At 56.1% G+C, this 16656-nt stretch carries 15 protein-coding genes and 1 riboswitch; all 15 genes read left to right on the top strand.

The annotated features are described in order from the left end of the window. Positions 1-815 precede the first annotated feature (815 nt). The 15 genes from gspG to BMW46_RS05905 all read left to right on the top strand — a co-directional run bounded on the left by gspG (position 816) and on the right by BMW46_RS05905 (position 16613). A complete protein-coding gene (gene gspG / locus BMW46_RS05830) occupies positions 816-1250 on the top strand; it encodes a type II secretion system major pseudopilin GspG (protein WP_074706579.1) in 435 nt (144 codons plus the stop codon). Between the two features lie 6 nt (positions 1251-1256). Continuing rightward, positions 1257-2441: a type II secretion system F family protein gene (locus BMW46_RS05835; RefSeq protein WP_074705952.1), complete on the top strand. Its 1185-nt coding sequence runs from the start codon at positions 1257-1259 to the stop codon at positions 2439-2441. Between the two features lie 316 nt (positions 2442-2757). Then, complete coding sequence (locus BMW46_RS05845; protein WP_081355695.1) at positions 2758-4557, top strand: GspE/PulE family protein; 1800 nt, start codon at positions 2758-2760, stop codon at positions 4555-4557. Further along, complete coding sequence (locus BMW46_RS05850; protein ID WP_074705957.1) at positions 4538-5368, top strand: hypothetical protein; 831 nt, start codon at positions 4538-4540, stop codon at positions 5366-5368. Before BMW46_RS05845 ends, BMW46_RS05850 begins: the two co-directional genes overlap by 20 nt. Then, positions 5361-5885 carry a fimbrial assembly protein gene (locus tag BMW46_RS05855; RefSeq protein WP_074705960.1) on the top strand — a complete coding sequence of 175 codons (525 nt, stop codon included), beginning with the start codon at positions 5361-5363 and terminating at the stop codon, positions 5883-5885. Before BMW46_RS05850 ends, BMW46_RS05855 begins: the two co-directional genes overlap by 8 nt. After that, entirely contained in the window at positions 5876-6454 is a 579-nt protein-coding gene (locus tag BMW46_RS05860) for a hypothetical protein (RefSeq protein WP_074705962.1), read from the top strand. The genes BMW46_RS05855 and BMW46_RS05860 overlap by 10 nt, the downstream gene beginning before the upstream one ends. Continuing rightward, positions 6451-6975, top strand: coding sequence for a secretion system X translation initiation factor (locus BMW46_RS05865; protein WP_074705964.1), 525 nt, complete (start codon positions 6451-6453; stop codon positions 6973-6975). The genes BMW46_RS05860 and BMW46_RS05865 overlap by 4 nt, the downstream gene beginning before the upstream one ends. Further along, complete coding sequence (locus BMW46_RS05870) at positions 6972-9227, top strand: FecR domain-containing protein (RefSeq protein WP_074705967.1); 2256 nt, start codon at positions 6972-6974, stop codon at positions 9225-9227. Before BMW46_RS05865 ends, BMW46_RS05870 begins: the two co-directional genes overlap by 4 nt. A 6-nt stretch (positions 9228-9233) precedes the next feature. Then, positions 9234-9746, top strand: a complete 513-nt coding sequence (locus BMW46_RS05875) for a type II secretion system protein (RefSeq protein ID WP_074705970.1) — start codon at positions 9234-9236, stop codon at positions 9744-9746. Beyond that, on the top strand, positions 9740-10168 hold the full coding sequence (locus tag BMW46_RS05880; protein WP_074705973.1) for a type II secretion system protein: 429 nt from the start codon (positions 9740-9742) through the stop codon (positions 10166-10168). Before BMW46_RS05875 ends, BMW46_RS05880 begins: the two co-directional genes overlap by 7 nt. Continuing rightward, positions 10143-10949, top strand: coding sequence for a type II secretion system protein (locus BMW46_RS05885; protein ID WP_074705975.1), 807 nt, complete (start codon positions 10143-10145; stop codon positions 10947-10949). The genes BMW46_RS05880 and BMW46_RS05885 overlap by 26 nt, the downstream gene beginning before the upstream one ends. A gap of 278 nt (positions 10950-11227) precedes the next feature. Next, a complete protein-coding gene (gene epsA / locus BMW46_RS05890) occupies positions 11228-12001 on the top strand; it encodes an XrtB/PEP-CTERM-associated transcriptional regulator EpsA (protein WP_074705978.1) in 774 nt (257 codons plus the stop codon). 297 nt (positions 12002-12298) lie between these two features. Continuing rightward, a riboswitch (cyclic di-GMP riboswitch) is annotated at positions 12299-12381 on the top strand. A gap of 87 nt (positions 12382-12468) precedes the next feature. Next, entirely contained in the window at positions 12469-13350 is an 882-nt protein-coding gene (locus tag BMW46_RS05895) for a PEP-CTERM sorting domain-containing protein (protein ID WP_074705980.1), read from the top strand. Positions 13351-13441: 91 nt separating this feature from the next. Next, positions 13442-14938, top strand: a complete 1497-nt coding sequence (locus tag BMW46_RS05900) for a hypothetical protein (RefSeq protein ID WP_074705983.1) — start codon at positions 13442-13444, stop codon at positions 14936-14938. A gap of 106 nt (positions 14939-15044) precedes the next feature. Continuing rightward, positions 15045-16613, top strand: coding sequence for a ShlB/FhaC/HecB family hemolysin secretion/activation protein (locus tag BMW46_RS05905; RefSeq protein ID WP_074705985.1), 1569 nt, complete (start codon positions 15045-15047; stop codon positions 16611-16613). The last annotated feature ends 43 nt before the right edge of the window (positions 16614-16656 follow it).

The raw sequence follows: 16656 nt of genomic DNA on the forward strand, positions 1-16656 counted from the left end.
ATCCGGGCGCAACGCAAAGGCTTGTTTCTGTCTAAACGAAGTGTCGATCGCGAATCTCCGTAAAGATGATGAGGTGAAAATTTCACCGTCCAGCGCTGGGATGAGGTCCACTCCGCTTTCCCTGCCTGGAGATGGATCGGGCAGAAGGATATAGGTGTTATTGCTCTTTGAGCAGGAGGGTGCTTCCGCGTCATGCGTTGCCTTGCCGGCAACTTGTATCTGCGGAGACGCGTTTATGAATTTCTCCAATCCCAAGGAACGATCGGACGATTGACACCAGCAGAACTCGGATCGACAGGGATGACAGGGATAAGGGGAAATGAGGGCAATAGATGCCAAATACGTGAAAGCGACGTGAAAGCGGAAAGCGAATGGAATACCTGTCGGCGCGCAGAATAGTACAATTTTTCCTGTGACGCAAGCAGGGTTATCGCACCCAGTACCCCGTTTCTTCTCGCTTTCAGTTACCTGAATGTGTTCAAGAATAGCAGGCATGGAAGTGGAGGGGCACTTGAAGTCAGCGGGTTCCGCCGGCGGAAGTATCATCGGCTCGGGGATCACGGATACTCTCTACTGTACTGGAATGGAAAACCATCGAAAACACTGCATGTGAGCGATGACCGCGATGTTGTTTTCCCTTATTACTTGCGAAATTACAGGGAAGTTAATATGATTCGCGCGGTTTTTAGCCGCCAGTCAATCGGATTTTTTAGCTCTCCTTGCTCGTTTTTAGTAATAGTTTTGTCACGTAAGACACTTACACTTGGTTGTGGAAGTCCATGAGCAGATATCAAAATCAAAATCAAAATACTGAAATGAGGGAGTCAAGCGCGCTGCGCTGGCGTAAAACGGCTGGCGGATTCACGTTACTTGAATTGCTCGTCGTGATGGTCATCATCGGCTTGCTGGCAGGTTATGTGGCGCCCAAGTATTTTTCCCAGGTAGGGAAATCCGAAGTAAAAGTGGCTCAGGCCCAGATTGATTCTCTGGAAAAAGCCCTGGACCAGTATCGCCTGGATACCGGACACTACCCGACCTCCGAGCAGGGTCTTGTGGCATTGACGATGCGTCCATCCAGCGAGCCGAAATGGCAGGGTCCTTACCTGAAAAAAACATCGCCGCCGGATCCCTGGGGACGGGCATACGTTTATAGATATCCCGGTGAACATGGGGAGTACGACCTGTTTTCCTACGGCAAGGACGGTCAACCCGGGGGTACAGGTGAAGCAGCCGACATTACGAACTGGTAGGCTGCAATGCGGTATGAGGTAAAAGCTGTGCTCGCCGGACGGGGCGCAGTACTTCTGGAACTCGAAGCCGATAGCGAGGAGGATGCTCGTCTCCAGATCGCCGCGCAAGGGGGAATGGTCCTGCATGTCAGGCGCAGATTTACAGGTTGGATGCCCAAGCCGAAATCGCGCTTTCCGCTGGCGCATTTCAGCCAGGAGTTGCTTTCCCTGCTGGTCGCCGGGCTCAGTCTGGTGGAAAGTATCGAGACACTGGCTGACAAGGAGCAGGATAATGGCACGCGCAAGATTATCGAAGGGCTTCTTGCGCGGCTCTACGAAGGCGTAACTCTTTCGCGGGCACTCGAATCTTTTCCCCAGGCTTTCCCACCGCTCTATATCGCTACCGCACGCGCGAGCGAACGTACGGGGGATCTGCCCGAAGCGTTGACGCGTTTCATCGCCTATCAGACGCAGATGGATCTGGTTCGAAAGAAGCTGATCGGTGCGTCCATCTACCCGGTTCTCTTGCTGATAATCGGATTGCTGGTTGCTATCTTCCTGCTGATTTTTGTAGTACCGAAATTCAGCGCCATTTACGAAGATACCGGAGCGGACCTGCCCTTTCTTTCCGTGCTACTGATTCGATGGGGACATTTCGTGCATGAGCAGGGGGGGCAGTTGGCAGTTCTTGTGGCGGCGGTATCCAGCATCATCCTGTACGGGGTCACACGTCCTTCTTTCAAGATGCATGCGGCACAGCAGTTATGGCGCATTCCGGCCATCGGGGAACGCATGCGCGTTTACCAGCTTGCGCGTTTTTACCGGACACTGGGCATGTTGTTGCGCGGAGGCATTCCGGTTGCAAAAGCCCTGGAAATGGTTACCGGTCTGCTTCAGCCGCACTTTCGGCCAAAGGTCGAGGCAGCGGCGGTTCTTATCCGTGAAGGAAAAACCATTTCAAGCGCGATGGAAGCGCAAGGATTGACCACCGCAGTGGGAAACCGGATGTTGCGAGTCGGCGAGAGAACCGGCCTCATGGGTGAAATGATGGAGCGCATCGGCAACTTTCATGATGAAGAAATTGCGCGGTGGGTCGAATGGCTGACGAAGCTGATCGAACCGGTGTTGATGGCTGTGATCGGCGCAGTCATCGGCGGGATCATCATCCTCATGTATATGCCCATCTTTCAGTTGGCGGGAAGCGTGGGTTGAGCCTATTGCCGTCCTCTGGTTACCCCTGAAGATGCATTGCTTCTGCTGAGGAGAAAGCTTCCTTCAGCTATGGGGATTTTCGCGTTTTGCTGCGGCAATCGAAATGAGGCAGCGCTGTGCTGGCGGGTGCGAACAGGCCAGATTGCTCAAACGGGCGGTAACAAAAATTGCTCCCGGTCTTCCATGAATCGTTAAGCCTGATGTGGTGCTGGTGCTGTTGGGCCGCCTGCAGATCAGAATCTGCAGGACGGATTCCGGTTTTTTCTTTCGTTGATCCATTGCCGGATCGTTCGATAAGGGCGATGGGATATACATTATGAATGCACCTTCCGTACTCATCAGCGAGCGCAGGGAGAATCCCGAGCAAACAGGGCACCCGTCTCTTGCGCTCCAGGAAGAATATTCCCGGGATGAGCGCCCGGTAGACGAGCAGGCGCCACAGTCGGCGTCTCCGATACTGCTGCTGGATGCGCACCGGTTGGCCGCGGCGCGCAGCGAGGCCGCTAACCGGGCTGTTCCGGTGGTCAGCATCCTGGAGGAAACACTGGGATGCGAGCCGGAGCAGTTGATGGCAGAACTCGGCCGTCTGCTCAGGATGCCGGTATTGACGATGGAGAAGTTGCGAGCATCAACTCCGGCGTTTGAAATATTGCCTTTCAGTGAAGCCACTAAAAAGGAGTGCGTATTGCTTCGCCAGCAGGGGAAGCACATCCTTGCCGTCAGCAATCCCTTTTCCTCCAGCCTGAGGGCCTGGGCGGAAGAATATATCGATATTCCCGCGCTATGGCACCTGGTTCATCCCGCCGATCTGACAGCCTTTTTCAGTCAGCAGGAGCAGACCATGCGCGCCATGGACAGCGTGCTGCCTGCGGCAGAGCGGGGCGCCAGGCAGTCGAGCGAGGAAGATCTCTCGCTGAAGACAATCAACGAAGGCACCAGCCAGGTGGTCCGTTTGGTGCATTCGACGCTGTATGATGCCCATAAGTCGCAGGCGAGCGATATTCATCTGGAAGTCGTTCCCGGCGCCCTGTCGATCAAATATCGCATTGACGGTGTACTGACCATGATCGGGGTGGTGCAGGGGGCTGATCTGGCGGAACAGGTCATTTCCCGTATCAAGGTAATGTCCAATCTGGATATAGCTGAGCGGCGAGTTCCCCAGGATGGTCGCTTCAAGATTTCCATTCAGGGACGGGAGATCGACTTTCGTGTTTCGATCATGCCCAGTGCTTTCGGAGAAGATGCCGTATTGCGCATTCTCGACCGCCAAGCGTTGGCTGATCATGTCAAGGGCTTGACTCTCGATCATCTTGGATTCGATCGGGTTGCCATATCCACCCTGCGACGCTTGAGCTCGGAGCCCTATGGAATGCTGCTGGTGACAGGTCCCACCGGCAGCGGGAAGACTACAACGCTTTATGCGGCGATTTCGGAAGTCAATCAGGGTCACGATAAGATCATTACCATCGAAGACCCGATCGAGTATCAATTGCCTGGCGTATTGCAGATACCCGTCAACGAGAAAAAAGGATTGACTTTCGTGCGCGGCCTTCGCTCCATCCTGCGCCATGACCCCGACAAGATCATGGTGGGCGAAATCCGCGATCCGGAAACGGCGCAGATTGCCATTCAGGCCGCTTTGACCGGGCATCTCGTATTTACCACCGTGCATGCCAATAGCGTTTTTGATGTTATCGGCCGTTTTACTCACATGGGGGTGGATCCCTACAGTTTCGTTTCTGCCTTGAATGGGGTTGCCGCACAAAGGCTGGTGCGCCTGCTTTGTGTGCACTGCGCGGTAGAAGAACAGCCCGACGAGCAGCTTATTGCGGAATCCGGGATCGATCCTGAGCAGATCGCCACGTTCAGATTCCGCAACGGCAAAGGATGCGGCCATTGCCGGGGAAGCGGCTATCGCGGGCGAAACGCAATCGCGGAAATCCTGGTATTGAATGATGAAATCCGCGAACTCATCGTAGCGAAAGAACCTGTACGCCGTATAAAGGAAGCCGCACGGCGGGGAGGCACTCTGTTCTTGCGGGATGCCGCTTTGGCCATGGTCAGGAGCGGGCAGACGAGTCTACAGGAGGCAAACCGTGTCACTATTGCGGCGTAACTGGATCAGCACTTTTTTGTCTCCGCACCGGGTCGAGCTCGTCCACTTGCGGCGCCACATAAAATCAGCTCAGGCCGAGAAACAGGTGGCAGCATGTGAAGGCGCTGACGAGGGAACCGCCTGGGGGGCAGCGCTTGCCCAGTTGAAACGGATGCTTCCGGCCGGAACCGGCGCTGAGATCCATATTCTCCTGTCCAATCACTTTGTCCGCTACGCCGTGATACCGCCCCAATCAAGGATCGAGACTCCGGCGGAGCTGCAGGCTTACGCCGCCTTCCAGATGCGGGAAATATACGGAGAGCGAACGGGGGGATGGGAACTCATCACAAGTTCCTGGGATCCGGCAACCGGAGCCGTTTGCGCAGCGATAGAGCGCGGTTTTCTGCAAGAACTGGAAGAACTCGCTGCCAGTCAGCGAATGAAGCTCAAATACGTGGAACCCTATTTCACCAGCGTATTCGACCACTGGCACGACCGTTTCGGAAAGGGGCGCGCATGGTTCGCGCTGGTCGAAACCGGGCGGCTTTGTCTGGCGCTGCTGGAAGGGGGCGCATGGCTGCGCATCCTGAATCAGAGAATACTAGATGATGTGGAAGAGGAGCTCCTTGTCGCGCTCGAGCGTGAAGCGCTGCTTTTTTCCGGGCCTGCCGGAACCTCGGGACAAGTGTGTCTTTTCGCGCCGGAGCATCCCGGTTTGACCTTGCCAGAAGGCAGTGGCTGGCAAATTGTTCCACTGGAGGATAAAACGCGCCCTGCCCCGGCCCATTACCCTTTCAATAACATGACCCGGACCGCAACACCTGATGCGTAGGTTGAAGCTGAGATTCCCTCCCGAGGGAGAGGCGCGGAGTGCGGGCTACTTCCTCGTCTTGCTGGGCGCTGTCGTCCTGGCAGGGGTATTGCATCAGTTCAGATCGGCCATGGACGAGGTAGCTTATTGGGAGCTGCGCATCGCCAGCATGGATCGGCGAGCGCAACGCAAGACCACGCCCCGTGTCTGGTCGGCACAGGTCGGGCGCGAAATAAAAAACGAGCTCAAAAAAGCCAATGCGGTGATGAGCGAGATCGATTTGCCATGGGAGTCTCTTTTTGATTCAGTCGAGCATGCGGCGAGCCAGGAGGTGGCCTTGCTGTCGTTTCAACCGGATGTTTTTGGGCGCACAGTCCGTATCGGTGGGGAAGCAAAGAATACGTCGGCCATGCTTGATTTTGTCAGTGCACTGGAGCGCCAATCCGCTGTCAAGGATGCTTACCTGCTCAAGTATGAAGTCAAACGGGATGATCCCCAGCGACCAGTGGTTTTTTTCCTGACGGCATCATGGACTTGAATTCCATTAAAACGGTATGGCTGCGGGTGCGCTGGCAAACGGAGCGGCTTGGTCCTGCGGGAAAAATCGGCTTCGGGCTGCTTGTATTCTCCGCCGTATTTTTTCTGGTAGCCGTGTTGCCGAGACAGGAGGAATCGAAGGCGCTAATGGCTGAAGCCGAGACGCTGGAAGCAAGGATAAGAATGGAGCCTTCCGCCGAAAGCGGAAGTCCCCGGCGAAGGCTGCAAGGCGACCAGGCATTGCCGGTGTTCTACGCATTTTTTCCAAAGCCGGATTCATCCCCGTTCTGGATTGGAGAACTGGTACGGATTGCAGGAGAACGGGGCGTGGAAATCAGCGGCACTGAGTATCGCATGGTACGAGAGAAGGATCTGAAACTGGCGCGCTACGAAATGATGGTGCCGGTCCGCGGAAATTATTCCCAATTACGGGGTTTCATTGCCGATGCCCTGCATGCGGTACCGGCAATGGCGCTGGTTGACGTTGCCATCCGGCGCGAAGGGGTACACGCGGAGCTGCTGGAAGCGAATATCAAATTCAATCTCTATCTGGGCGAAGGCACGCATTGAAACCGACAGAGAAGGCGCGCAAGTTATGGCTGGCCGGAGCGCTGCTGGCCACGCTTCTCGCGGCCCAATGGGTGAGCGGAGAAGAAGGCGAAGCAGATCCGGAAACGCTTCCAGAATCTGCTGAAGCACGCAATTTCCGAAAGGAAGCGCCTACAGGCAGGAGCACCCCCGAAAATGAAGCCGGCGAGCTGGATCTCGAGCGGTTGGAGCGCAGAAAATTCAGCGCCCAGGCGGGTGACATTTTCGGACAGAGGTCGTGGGTGCCGCCGCCTCGCCCGGAACCGCCAAGGCGGCCGTCTCCGCCGCCGATGCAATTCAGGTATCTGGGCAAGGTTGTCGAAGGGAATGAAACACGCGTGTTTCTCGCCCTGGGAGAACGCAATTATATCGTCAGACCCGGTGAGAGCATCAATAACCAGTATCGATTGGATGAGGTGAGCGACCACGGCATCACGTTCACCTATCTTCCCCTTAACGCCAGACAGATGCTTGCTACCGCGGGAGCGGCAAACATTCCATGAAAACGGGCAAACACGTTCTGCTCGCCCTGGTTCTTGCCGGAATTGCAGGATGCGCAACAAACAATGCGTTCGTGGAGGGCAAGCGGCTCATAGCCGAGGGCAAGCTCGACACCGGGCTTGCCAGTCTCGAACAGGCGGCCCGCGAAAATCCGGATAATCTTGAAATTCGTGCGGTGCTCGCGCGTCAGCGCGAAGCGATAGCCGCGCGTTTCGTATTCGAGGCGGAAGCCGCCAGGTCGACAGGTGATCTGGAAGCGGCTGACCGGAGTTTTCGCCGGGCGCTTGAAATAAATCCACGTCATGAACGCGCACTCGCCGGACTGGAGGCGATCAATATGGATCGCCGCCATACAGCGGCAATAAAACGCGCGGAAGAATTGCTGGAGCGGGGGGAGTATGCGGCTGCTTCAAGCGAGGTCCGCTCCGTGCTGCAGGAAAACCCGATGCAGCGGGATGCACGCAGGCTCATTCAGCGTATCACCGAAATGGAAATGCAGGCTGCGCAAGCGGGGCCTGTCCTGAAAACCGCGTTTAAAAAACCTATCACGCTTGAATTTCGCGACACGGGGCTGAAATCGGTATTCGAAATCCTGGCGCGCACTGGCGGCATCAACGTGGTCTTTGACAAGGACGTCAAGCAGGATAGCAAGACGACGATTTTCGTGCGCGAGACCAATATCGAGGATGTATTCAAGCTCCTGCTGGTGACGAACCAGCTCGCACACAAGGTGCTCAACGAAAATTCGGTGCTGATCTATCCGAATACTCCGGCCAAGCAGAAGGAATACCAGGAATTGATGGTGCGCAGTTTCTTTGTCACGAATACCGATGTGAAGCAAATGGTCGCGATGGTCAAGGGATTGATCAAAACCAAGGACATGCACGTCGACGAAAAGCTGAATCTGTTCGTCATGAAAGACACGCCGGAGGCGATCCGGCTGGTCGAGCGGCTGGTTGCGCTGAATGATCTGGCCGATCCCGAAGTTATGCTGGAAGTGGAGGTGCTGGAAATCGGGCGCAACAAACTGCTCAACCTCGGATTGCAGTATCCTGAGAAGATCAATGTGAATTACCTTACCGCAGCCAGTGCTGCCGGCGCGGCTCCTTTTCCGCCCTTTCAGATCAGCAGCGCGGGCGTTAACGGCAATGGTTCCAATCTCGACAATCTGATTGGATTCGTTGCCAACCCCGCCCTCATCGTCAACCTCAAGCAGCAGGACGGGCTTATCAATGTGCTTGCCAATCCGCGCATCCGCGTCAAAAACCGGGAGAAAGCCAAGGTCCTGATCGGCGACAAGGTTCCGGTCGTCACCACGACCGCAGCCGCCAACGTGGGCGTGGCATCATCGGTCAGCTACCTGGATGTGGGGCTCAAGCTGGATGTGGAATCCACTATCTCGCTGCAGGATGAGGTTTCCATGAAGGTCAGCCTGGAAGTGAGCAATATCGTCAAGGAAGTGCCGGTAACGGGAGGAGGACTTGCGTATCAGGTAGGCACGCGCACGGCAGCGACCACCCTCGCGTTGAGAGATGGGGAAACCCAGGTTCTGGCAGGATTGATCAGCGATGACGAGCGCACCACGCTTTCCAAGGTTCCCGGCCTGGCAGAGTTACCCTGGGTCGGAAAGCTTTTCATCAATAAGAACGTTGTCCGAAACAAGACTGAAATCGCGCTGCTGATTACGCCGCGCATCGTGCGCAATATTGCGCGTCCGGCGAAAGCGGCCAGCGAAGTGCACTTCGGTACGGAGAACGCGATAACGGTTTCGCCGCTGATGATCGGTAAAGTGGCGCCGCGGGCGCTGGCGATGGCTTCTTCCTCTCCAACCTCCGGTGCTGACGCCAACCGGCAGTGGCCGCCCGCGCCTCCCAGGGAGGAAACCCGCCCGCCACCGCCGCCCGCTCCCGAGGGGATACCGGTTGCGACACTGACTGCGCCGGAACAGGTGTCCGCAGGACAGGAATTTGTGGTGAGCGTGGCCGTCGCCGGTGCAGATGCACTTCCGCCCGCCGAACTGGATCTGAATTATGACTCCGCGGCGCTTGAACCGGTGGACGAGGGTGATAAATCCGGAACACGCATGTTGAAACTGGGCAAGGGTGGCGGCGCCGTGGATGTGCGATTCAGGAGTCTGGCGCAAAAGCCTGTCACGACACAGATCAGTATCGGGAATATCAGTTTCAAGGACGAAAGCGGGCCGTTTCCCGTTCCGGTGCCTTTGCCACCGGCTGTCAATGTCGACATTCGTTGAGCTGGGATGAAGCGTATTTTTGCTGCATCGGCGGTGGTAGTAAAAAAAACAGGCGAACGGGGATTTACCCTGGTGGAACTGACCGTGGTCGTAGCCATTACAGCAGTGCTCGCTTCTGCCGCGATACCGTTATATGAACTCACGGTAAAGCGTGAAAAGGAACAGGAACTGCGGGTGGGATTACGTCAGATCCGCGAAGCGCTGGACGCATACAAGGGCGCGGTGAACGAAGGGAGGATTGTTCGGCAAGCCGATGAATCGGAGTATCCGCGCAAGCTGGAAGATCTGGTGAATGGCGTGCCGGATCTCAAGCATCCCGCCAAGCGCAAGATATATTTCCTGCGGCGACTACCAAGAGATCCGATGGCGGATGATCCTGCATTGCCTGCTGCTGACACCTGGGGCAAGCGTTCCTACGAGAGCTCACCGGATAACCCGCAGGAGGGGAATGATGTTTTCGACGTGTATTCCCGTTCACCGCGGATCGGCTTGAACGGCATTGCCTACGATAAATGGTGAACAGGGTGCGTGAAGCCAGGGACAGGTTTGGTTCGAGAAGCAGTCAAGACGGTTCGTTCCGTTGCGGATTCACCCTGGTCGAGTTGCTGGTCGTCATGGCCATCATTGCCGTTCTTCTCACCATTGCCGCTCCGCGGTATTTCAACTCCGTGGAAAGATCAAAGGAAGCAGTATTGCGCCAGGACCTGAATGTCATGCGGGATGCCATCGACAAGTTCTACGGCGATACGGGGGACTATCCCCGTGATCTGGCAGAATTGGTCGAGAAACGATACTTGCGCGCCATTCCGGTTGACCCCTTGACCGAAAGTTCCGAAACCTGGGTCACCCTCCCTCCCCCTGACTCAACCGAAGGACTCTACGATGTGCATAGCGGCGCGGAGGAGGAGTCAAAGGATGGAACCTCTTACGCGACCTGGTAGCGGTGTGATTGGACGGCAAGGAATACGGCGCCCTATACACGTAGGAGGCGTGGGAGGCGCAAGGCAAAGGGGTTTTACCTATATCTGGATCCTGTTTGTGGTGGCGCTGACCAGCGTTGCGCTGGCAGGCGCCGTGCAGGTATGGCGTACCGAGGTACGGCGGGAAAAAGAAAAAGAACTGATGTTTGCCGGAGAACAGTTCAGGCAGGCGATCGGCTCTTATTACGAAAATTCCCCCGGCATGCCGAAGCGTTATCCCGATTCGTTGGAAAAATTACTCCTGGATAAGCGTTTTCCCACCATCAAACGGCATCTCCGGAAAATATTTTTCGATCCCATGACTGGCTCAAGCGAGTGGGGTCTGGTCACACAACCGAATGCCGGAATAACCGGCGTGTACAGCCTTTCAAAAGAGCCTCCGCTCAAGCGCGCCAATTTTCCGGAACGCTATGCGGATTTTGTGGAAGCGAAGGATTATCGCGACTGGAAATTCATCTATTTACCCGGAGACTCTGCCACTATCCTGCCCCAAACGCAAGCTGCGCCGGAAGACTTGCCAGCTACTCCACCACAATCTTCCTCTGAGTGGCGGCCAGGAGATCTTCGGCCGCAGACAGAAGCTTCCGGTTCCCAGCCGCGACCCGAATCGGAAAGAGGTATCCCATCACCATCCTCGCCTTTCTCGCTTTCCCCGAGCCCATCGGATCAAGAGGATGGGGGGTCCTCGCAACCCGATTCATCCCCACAATTCGGTTCCTCCCCGCAGAGCGTTCAATATTAGAACTCCTGAAGTTCAGGACTAGAAGTTTCTGCGGAGTCGTGTTCCCACCTATCTCTTCACAGGTGCATATTTCATGGAACCATGGGAAGGCGTTCCTGCATTTCCTCCTGTCGTCTGTATGGTCCTTTCTACCTACATCGGATTCATGAATCTGACACCTGATCTTAATGATTCAGTCATATCCTGCCATGAAAATACGCAATCGCGCGAATCGAAAAAAATAATATCGGGAAGACCGTTGCAGCCCGAGAACGATATGAATAATCAGGGCATAAGGAATGATGGGGGGAGAGTTTACGCTGACGGAGCGGGAGGCGGAATACCTGTTCCGGATTATCGATTCATCGATCAATATATTCCGCCGTCATCAGTTTTTCTTGTGGGCGCAGGGTGAACTGCAGGGCCTTCTGCCGCATGGCATGCTCATATGCCTGTGTGATGAGGGCAATGGTCAGGCTGTGAACATCGAAAGATTCAGCCGCACGGATATGGACGAAATCCGGTTTTCAGAACTTTGCCGTCCCGATGGGGGGATTGTATTTCGCGCCATGTCCGCGTGGAGCGCGGGCAAAAACCAGCCGCTTCTGGTTTGCCCGAATAATTCGCATACACCCACCTACAAGCGTTTTTCTCACGACCTGAAACGTGAGAATCTGCAGCGTATCGCGGCGCACGGGATGTTCGATGCCAATGGCCGGACCACCTGCTTCTTTACCTTTACCCAGATTTCCGCGGCATTGAGCGAGCGTCATGCCTATTTCCTCGAGCTGTTGATGCCGCACATGCATATGGCGCTGGTGCGTATGCTGTTTCATGAACGCCATCACAAACAGGGTGCCGTGCGGGAAAGAAGCAGAAAACTCATCACGGACCGCGAGACGGAAATTCTGCGCCATGTTCAGGCGGGAAAGAGCAATCATGAAATAGCCCAGCTACTTCACATCAGCCCGCTTACCGTCAAAAACCACATCCAGAAAATCCTGAAAAAGCTGGATGTCAATAATCGGGCTCATGCGGTGGCCAAGGCGATGGCGCTGAAGATCACGCTTTGAATCCTCTGGGCCGATCCCTCCGACCCTAGAGTCCGCGCTCCGGATTCTTCGCTGTATCCGAAGTGACTCCTCGCAGTGACTCCTAGGGCGTGTCCTGGCATCCATGAAAAGCGGGAAACAGCACTTCTGCTGCCCCTATCCGTCACATCCAATACACGCCGATGGCGAGTTCCCGCATGCAGGCCAAAAGAATAGGCAGAAAGTACCACGAAAACAACGATTGTGTTTCACAGATGGTTAACGACCGTCACATATAGTGGCCCACGTCCGGTAACAGGTACAAGCGTTCTAGCCGGTCAGGAACAAAGCCAAACCCGTTGCGAGGCGGGGACGGAAAGCTGCGGGTCTCCACTGCAAGCGGAGGTAGCCGGGTTGCTCCAGGACGGTTGATCAGATGAAGCGGGGCTTCATGGATCAGTCAGCCGGATTTTTTTGGTGCAACACTAATTACCTACGGAGTATCCGCAATGAAGATGGATTTCAAACTCAAGACACTCGCAATCACAGCCATCATGGCAGCCTCGACTCCTGCCCTTGCTGCTATCGAGGGCGGCGTCACCGGCAATAGCGAACTGCTGCTCAACGTCCGCTATTACGGCGGTGCTTCTGCAACTACGGGCGGCGATGACATTTCAGGTCTGTTCGATCTCGGTTTAAAAATGGACGACATGCTTGCCCAGAACGGTCAAGTCTTCAACAAAAGCTGGGATTTGACGAGTGGCAGCTATGGTGCTTCCTGGAATCAATTGATGAGCTTTGTCGGTCCTGCCAACGCACATCTCGTCGAGTTCAGCGTTATCGCACTGGATAACACGGATTTCGGCACGATTGGCGGTTCGCGTTATCTCACCACGATGAATGTGGAAACTGCCCCGAAGCTGGCAACTCGTCCACTGGTGGCATTCCAGAATATGGAAAAGTACATCGATGCCAATAACAGTCGCGGTACGCATGCGAGCGATGCAAATGGCGCCAGCGTTGCCACGCCCACAGATGCTCCTGATACCTTCTTCGGCGCAATTAATGGTGTGGGCCAGGGTGACAATTGGCTAGCGAATACCACTGCTGATACCACCCAGCCTCTGGGTACGGACCAAAATTTCTGGTTCCTGACCACATCCTCTATCTCAAGTTTCGCTCAGGCCGTCAAGACTCCGTTTGGCATAGATCTGAATAACGACGGCAGCATTGGCGAAGACGAGTTCAGCAAATTCAAGTTGACCGAGAATGGGGTGCTCACCTTCACGAGCCCATCCGTCTCTCCTATTCCCGAAGCGGATACCTGGGCCATGCTGCTGGCAGGACTGGGCATGCTCGGCATGATCGTCCGCCGCCGCACGACCATCTGAGGCACACAATAAGCTGCTTATGCCCGGTCAGGGAGTCCGGGAAAGGCGGGCTTCAGCCTGAAATATCAATCTGAAAATAAAGGATATCAAAATGAAAATGAAGCTGAGCAAAATAGCGCTGTCCATCGCGGCACTCAGTATGGCCCCGGCTGCTTTCGCCCTGACACCCGCTCAGGTCGCAGCCGGTCCCACCACCTACGTCTGGCTGTCGGGCGCATCCGCCCCCACCAATGCCGTATTTCGCAGCGTCATGTCGCTTTGCAATGGCCTGGCAGGGAATGGCGGCGCCAATGACGCACACATGTACCTGGAAAGCAGTGGTGCTGAACCCGGGAAGAGCAGCGGTGACCGTGTCGCCTATGCCTGCACCATGAGTTCCGCTGCCGGCGCCCTGGCTGGGAAGAAAGTAGTGGTATATCACACTGTCGAGGGCGGGTCTTTCAATGCCTATGCGCCTCATCTCAGCATGGCAGGAGAGCCGAACCCCAACGGGTATCTGCCCGGTAACCTGAAGCGCATCAATGACATCGCTCTGCTTGGGGGCGGCGGTAAATGCGCGGCAGGCGCCGCTGCCTCCACCAACGTCACCCTGAATGGCGTGTCCTATCCCATTGCCCGCTACAACAACTGCGGCGATACCATTACGAAGACCTTTACCGCTTCGCTCAAGGGCGATGCGGCAGGGCTTCCGGGCCAAAGCTACCCGGATGGTGGTTTTTCGGATACGGAATACCTGATCAACAAGCAGAATCTGGATATTGCATTGAACCTGAGCTCCCTTGGCGAGGAAGTGGCGACCAACATCGGACAAGCCTTTGGCGTAGCCGTGAGCTATCCGCTGTACCTCCAGTTGCAGAAGAACGACGTTGCTACCGGCATCCTCGCTCCCACTTGCGATGACGGTTCACCCACCGCCCCCAACCTTACGCCTGCCTGCCAGCCCAGCCTGCCGGCGCAGCGCTATACCACTATTGCCAGCAGGGATTCGGTCAGCAGTGTGGATGGCAGCCTGCTTGGCGGTCCGGCAGGGTCGATCGTCAATCTGGTGCGCCGCGTACCCACCTCCGGTACCCAGTCTGCCTCGAATATGCGCTTCCTCAACAAGCCCTGTTCAACCGGGATATCGCAGGGCGCCTTGGAGCCCGCGCGCGCGACCGACAGCACGGCAACCGCCATTGTGAGCGAGCAGTCCAGCACCGGTGGCGTCAAGAGCGCGCTGAATACCGCAACCGGAGTAAGCCAGTTCGCACTGGGGGTGGTATCCATGGAAAATACGCCGGCGCCGACCGCCACGACCGAGCGGTGGGCATTCGTCAGGCTGGATCGTGTGTCTCCAAATATCGATGCCCAGCAGCGTGCCGAGGCGATGGATGGTTCCTACAACTTCTGGTACGAGCTGGCGGCATTCACTGCCGGCGGCTCCATTAGTCCCGCCAGCCCAAGTGCTGCTGCCTTGATCACCGCGGTTGCTGCCACTCTGGGTGAAAGTGACCTGAAGGGTATCTTCGCCACGCCCGTGGCGGGAGCCAGCGGCCCCACCTCCAAAGGCGCGCGCTTCGGCAATTCCTGCTTACCCGCTGGCCAATAGGCCTGTCACTTACGGGGGTGGTGCAACGCCGCCCCCATATGCTGCTCGGGACAGCTCTTTCAGAGCTGTCCCATTCGCACGTACAGGAACTGGTTCGGCTTGGTTGATGTTGCCAATATTAAATAAATTGCTGCGGGTGGGAGGGCTGCTTAGCCTCGCAGGCTGGATCCACTTGTCTCACGCGCAGGAAGCCCGTTTCGATGTATTCGAATACCGGCTGGAAGGTGCCACATTGTTGCCCGTCACAGTGGTGGAGCAGGCGGTTTATCCCCATCTCGGTGAAAACAAGAGCCTGGAGGACGTGGAGCGGGCACGTGATGCACTCGAGCGCGCCTATCATGACGCGGGCTATCTGACTGTACTCGTGAGCATTCCCCAGCAGAAAGTCGATGAGGCGGTGGTCAGGCTGCAGGTGACCGAAGCGCCGGTAAAGCGTCTGCGCGTGGTGGAATCCCGCTATTTCAGTCCGGCGGATATCAAGGCGGCGATACCGGAACTGGCAGAAGGCAAAGTGCCTAACTTTCCCGAAATGCAGAAGCAGCTGGAAAGTCTGAACCGTTCGGCCGATCGCAGGATAACCCCCGTTTTAAGGGCAGGAAAGACACCCGGCACGGTCGAGGTGGATCTGAAAGTGAAGGATCAGTTGCCCCTCCATGGGAGCGTGGAGTTGAACAGCCGCCAGATTCCCAATACGACCTTGACCCGGCTGAGCGCGAACCTGAGTTGGGACAATCTGTGGCACCGGCAGCACAGTCTGGGCGTGACAGGATTGATTGCCCCAGAGAATCCGGACGAGAGCAAGGTCATTTCCGCCAATTACACTCTGCCGATACCGTTCGGCGGTTTTCTCGCCTTATATAGCGTCTATTCCGCTTCGAACGTGGCTTCACTGGGTACGCTCAATGTGCTCGGCAATGGCCTGATCGTGGGGGGGCGCTACATTCTGCCGCTGCCAGGAAGTGAAAAATTCTTCCATACAGCAACGCTGGGATTGGATTACAAGGATTTTACCCAGACGGTAAACCTCATCGACGGTGGCAATTTCAACACGCCGATTACCTATCTTCCATTCACCGTGGGCTGGGATGGAAGCTGGCTGGGAGAAGGAAGAACAACCAAGCTCGGGTTATCGGCGAATTTCCATGTGCGCGGACTGGTTGGTGACGAAGAGGAATTCGCCAATAAGCGCTTTAAAGGCAGCGCTAATTACATCTATCTGCGTGGCAATTTTTCCCACACGGAAACGTGGCGCCAGGGTTGGGGATTAGCCGGCCGGGCGAGCTGGCAAATTGCGGGGCAGCCGCTTATCGCAAATGAGCAGTCTATCGTGGGCGGCGTCAATACCGTGCGCGGTTATCGTGAGGTTTCTGCCCTGGGCGACGACAGCGTTACGGGAGGCCTCGAGGTCTTTACGCCCAATTACGCCACATATCTGCTCCAGGGACTGGATGAATTCCGTCTTCTGGCCTTTATTGATGCAGGAATCGTGCGAGTGCAGCAGCCCTTGCCCGGGCAGAAAGATCGCTTTGATCTTGCGGGTACCGGGATGGGTTTTCGTCTCAAGGGTTGGAAGGGCTTATCGGCCGACGTGGCCTGGGCCGTGGCGCTCGAAGAAGTTGGAAGAACGAAGGCGGGAGACAAGCGCGTGCACTTTCTTTTTCGGCACGCGTGGTGATCATGCCTGCTGTCGTAACGATCCGTATGACGCATGATTTTTC

Source organism: Nitrosospira multiformis, from assembly GCF_900111585.1.
GTDB classification, from domain to species: Bacteria; Pseudomonadota; Gammaproteobacteria; order Burkholderiales; family Nitrosomonadaceae; genus Nitrosospira; species Nitrosospira multiformis_B.

Coding starts and splice junctions, on each gene's coding strand:
- gspG (WP_074706579.1), top strand. CDS start 816: ATGAGGGAGTCAAGCGCGCTGCGCTGGCGTAAAACGGCTGGCGGATTC.
- BMW46_RS05835 (WP_074705952.1), top strand. CDS start 1,257: ATGCGGTATGAGGTAAAAGCTGTGCTCGCCGGACGGGGCGCAGTACTT.
- BMW46_RS05845 (WP_081355695.1), top strand. CDS start 2,758: ATGAATGCACCTTCCGTACTCATCAGCGAGCGCAGGGAGAATCCCGAG.
- BMW46_RS05855 (WP_074705960.1), top strand. CDS start 5,361: ATGCGTAGGTTGAAGCTGAGATTCCCTCCCGAGGGAGAGGCGCGGAGT.
- BMW46_RS05860 (WP_074705962.1), top strand. CDS start 5,876: ATGGACTTGAATTCCATTAAAACGGTATGGCTGCGGGTGCGCTGGCAA.
- BMW46_RS05870 (WP_074705967.1), top strand. CDS start 6,972: ATGAAAACGGGCAAACACGTTCTGCTCGCCCTGGTTCTTGCCGGAATT.
- BMW46_RS05875 (WP_074705970.1), top strand. CDS start 9,234: ATGAAGCGTATTTTTGCTGCATCGGCGGTGGTAGTAAAAAAAACAGGC.
- BMW46_RS05880 (WP_074705973.1), top strand. CDS start 9,740: ATGGTGAACAGGGTGCGTGAAGCCAGGGACAGGTTTGGTTCGAGAAGC.
- BMW46_RS05885 (WP_074705975.1), top strand. CDS start 10,143: ATGGAACCTCTTACGCGACCTGGTAGCGGTGTGATTGGACGGCAAGGA.
- epsA (WP_074705978.1), top strand. CDS start 11,228: ATGATGGGGGGAGAGTTTACGCTGACGGAGCGGGAGGCGGAATACCTG.
- BMW46_RS05895 (WP_074705980.1), top strand. CDS start 12,469: ATGAAGATGGATTTCAAACTCAAGACACTCGCAATCACAGCCATCATG.
- BMW46_RS05900 (WP_074705983.1), top strand. CDS start 13,442: ATGAAAATGAAGCTGAGCAAAATAGCGCTGTCCATCGCGGCACTCAGT.
- BMW46_RS05905 (WP_074705985.1), top strand. CDS start 15,045: ATGTTGCCAATATTAAATAAATTGCTGCGGGTGGGAGGGCTGCTTAGC.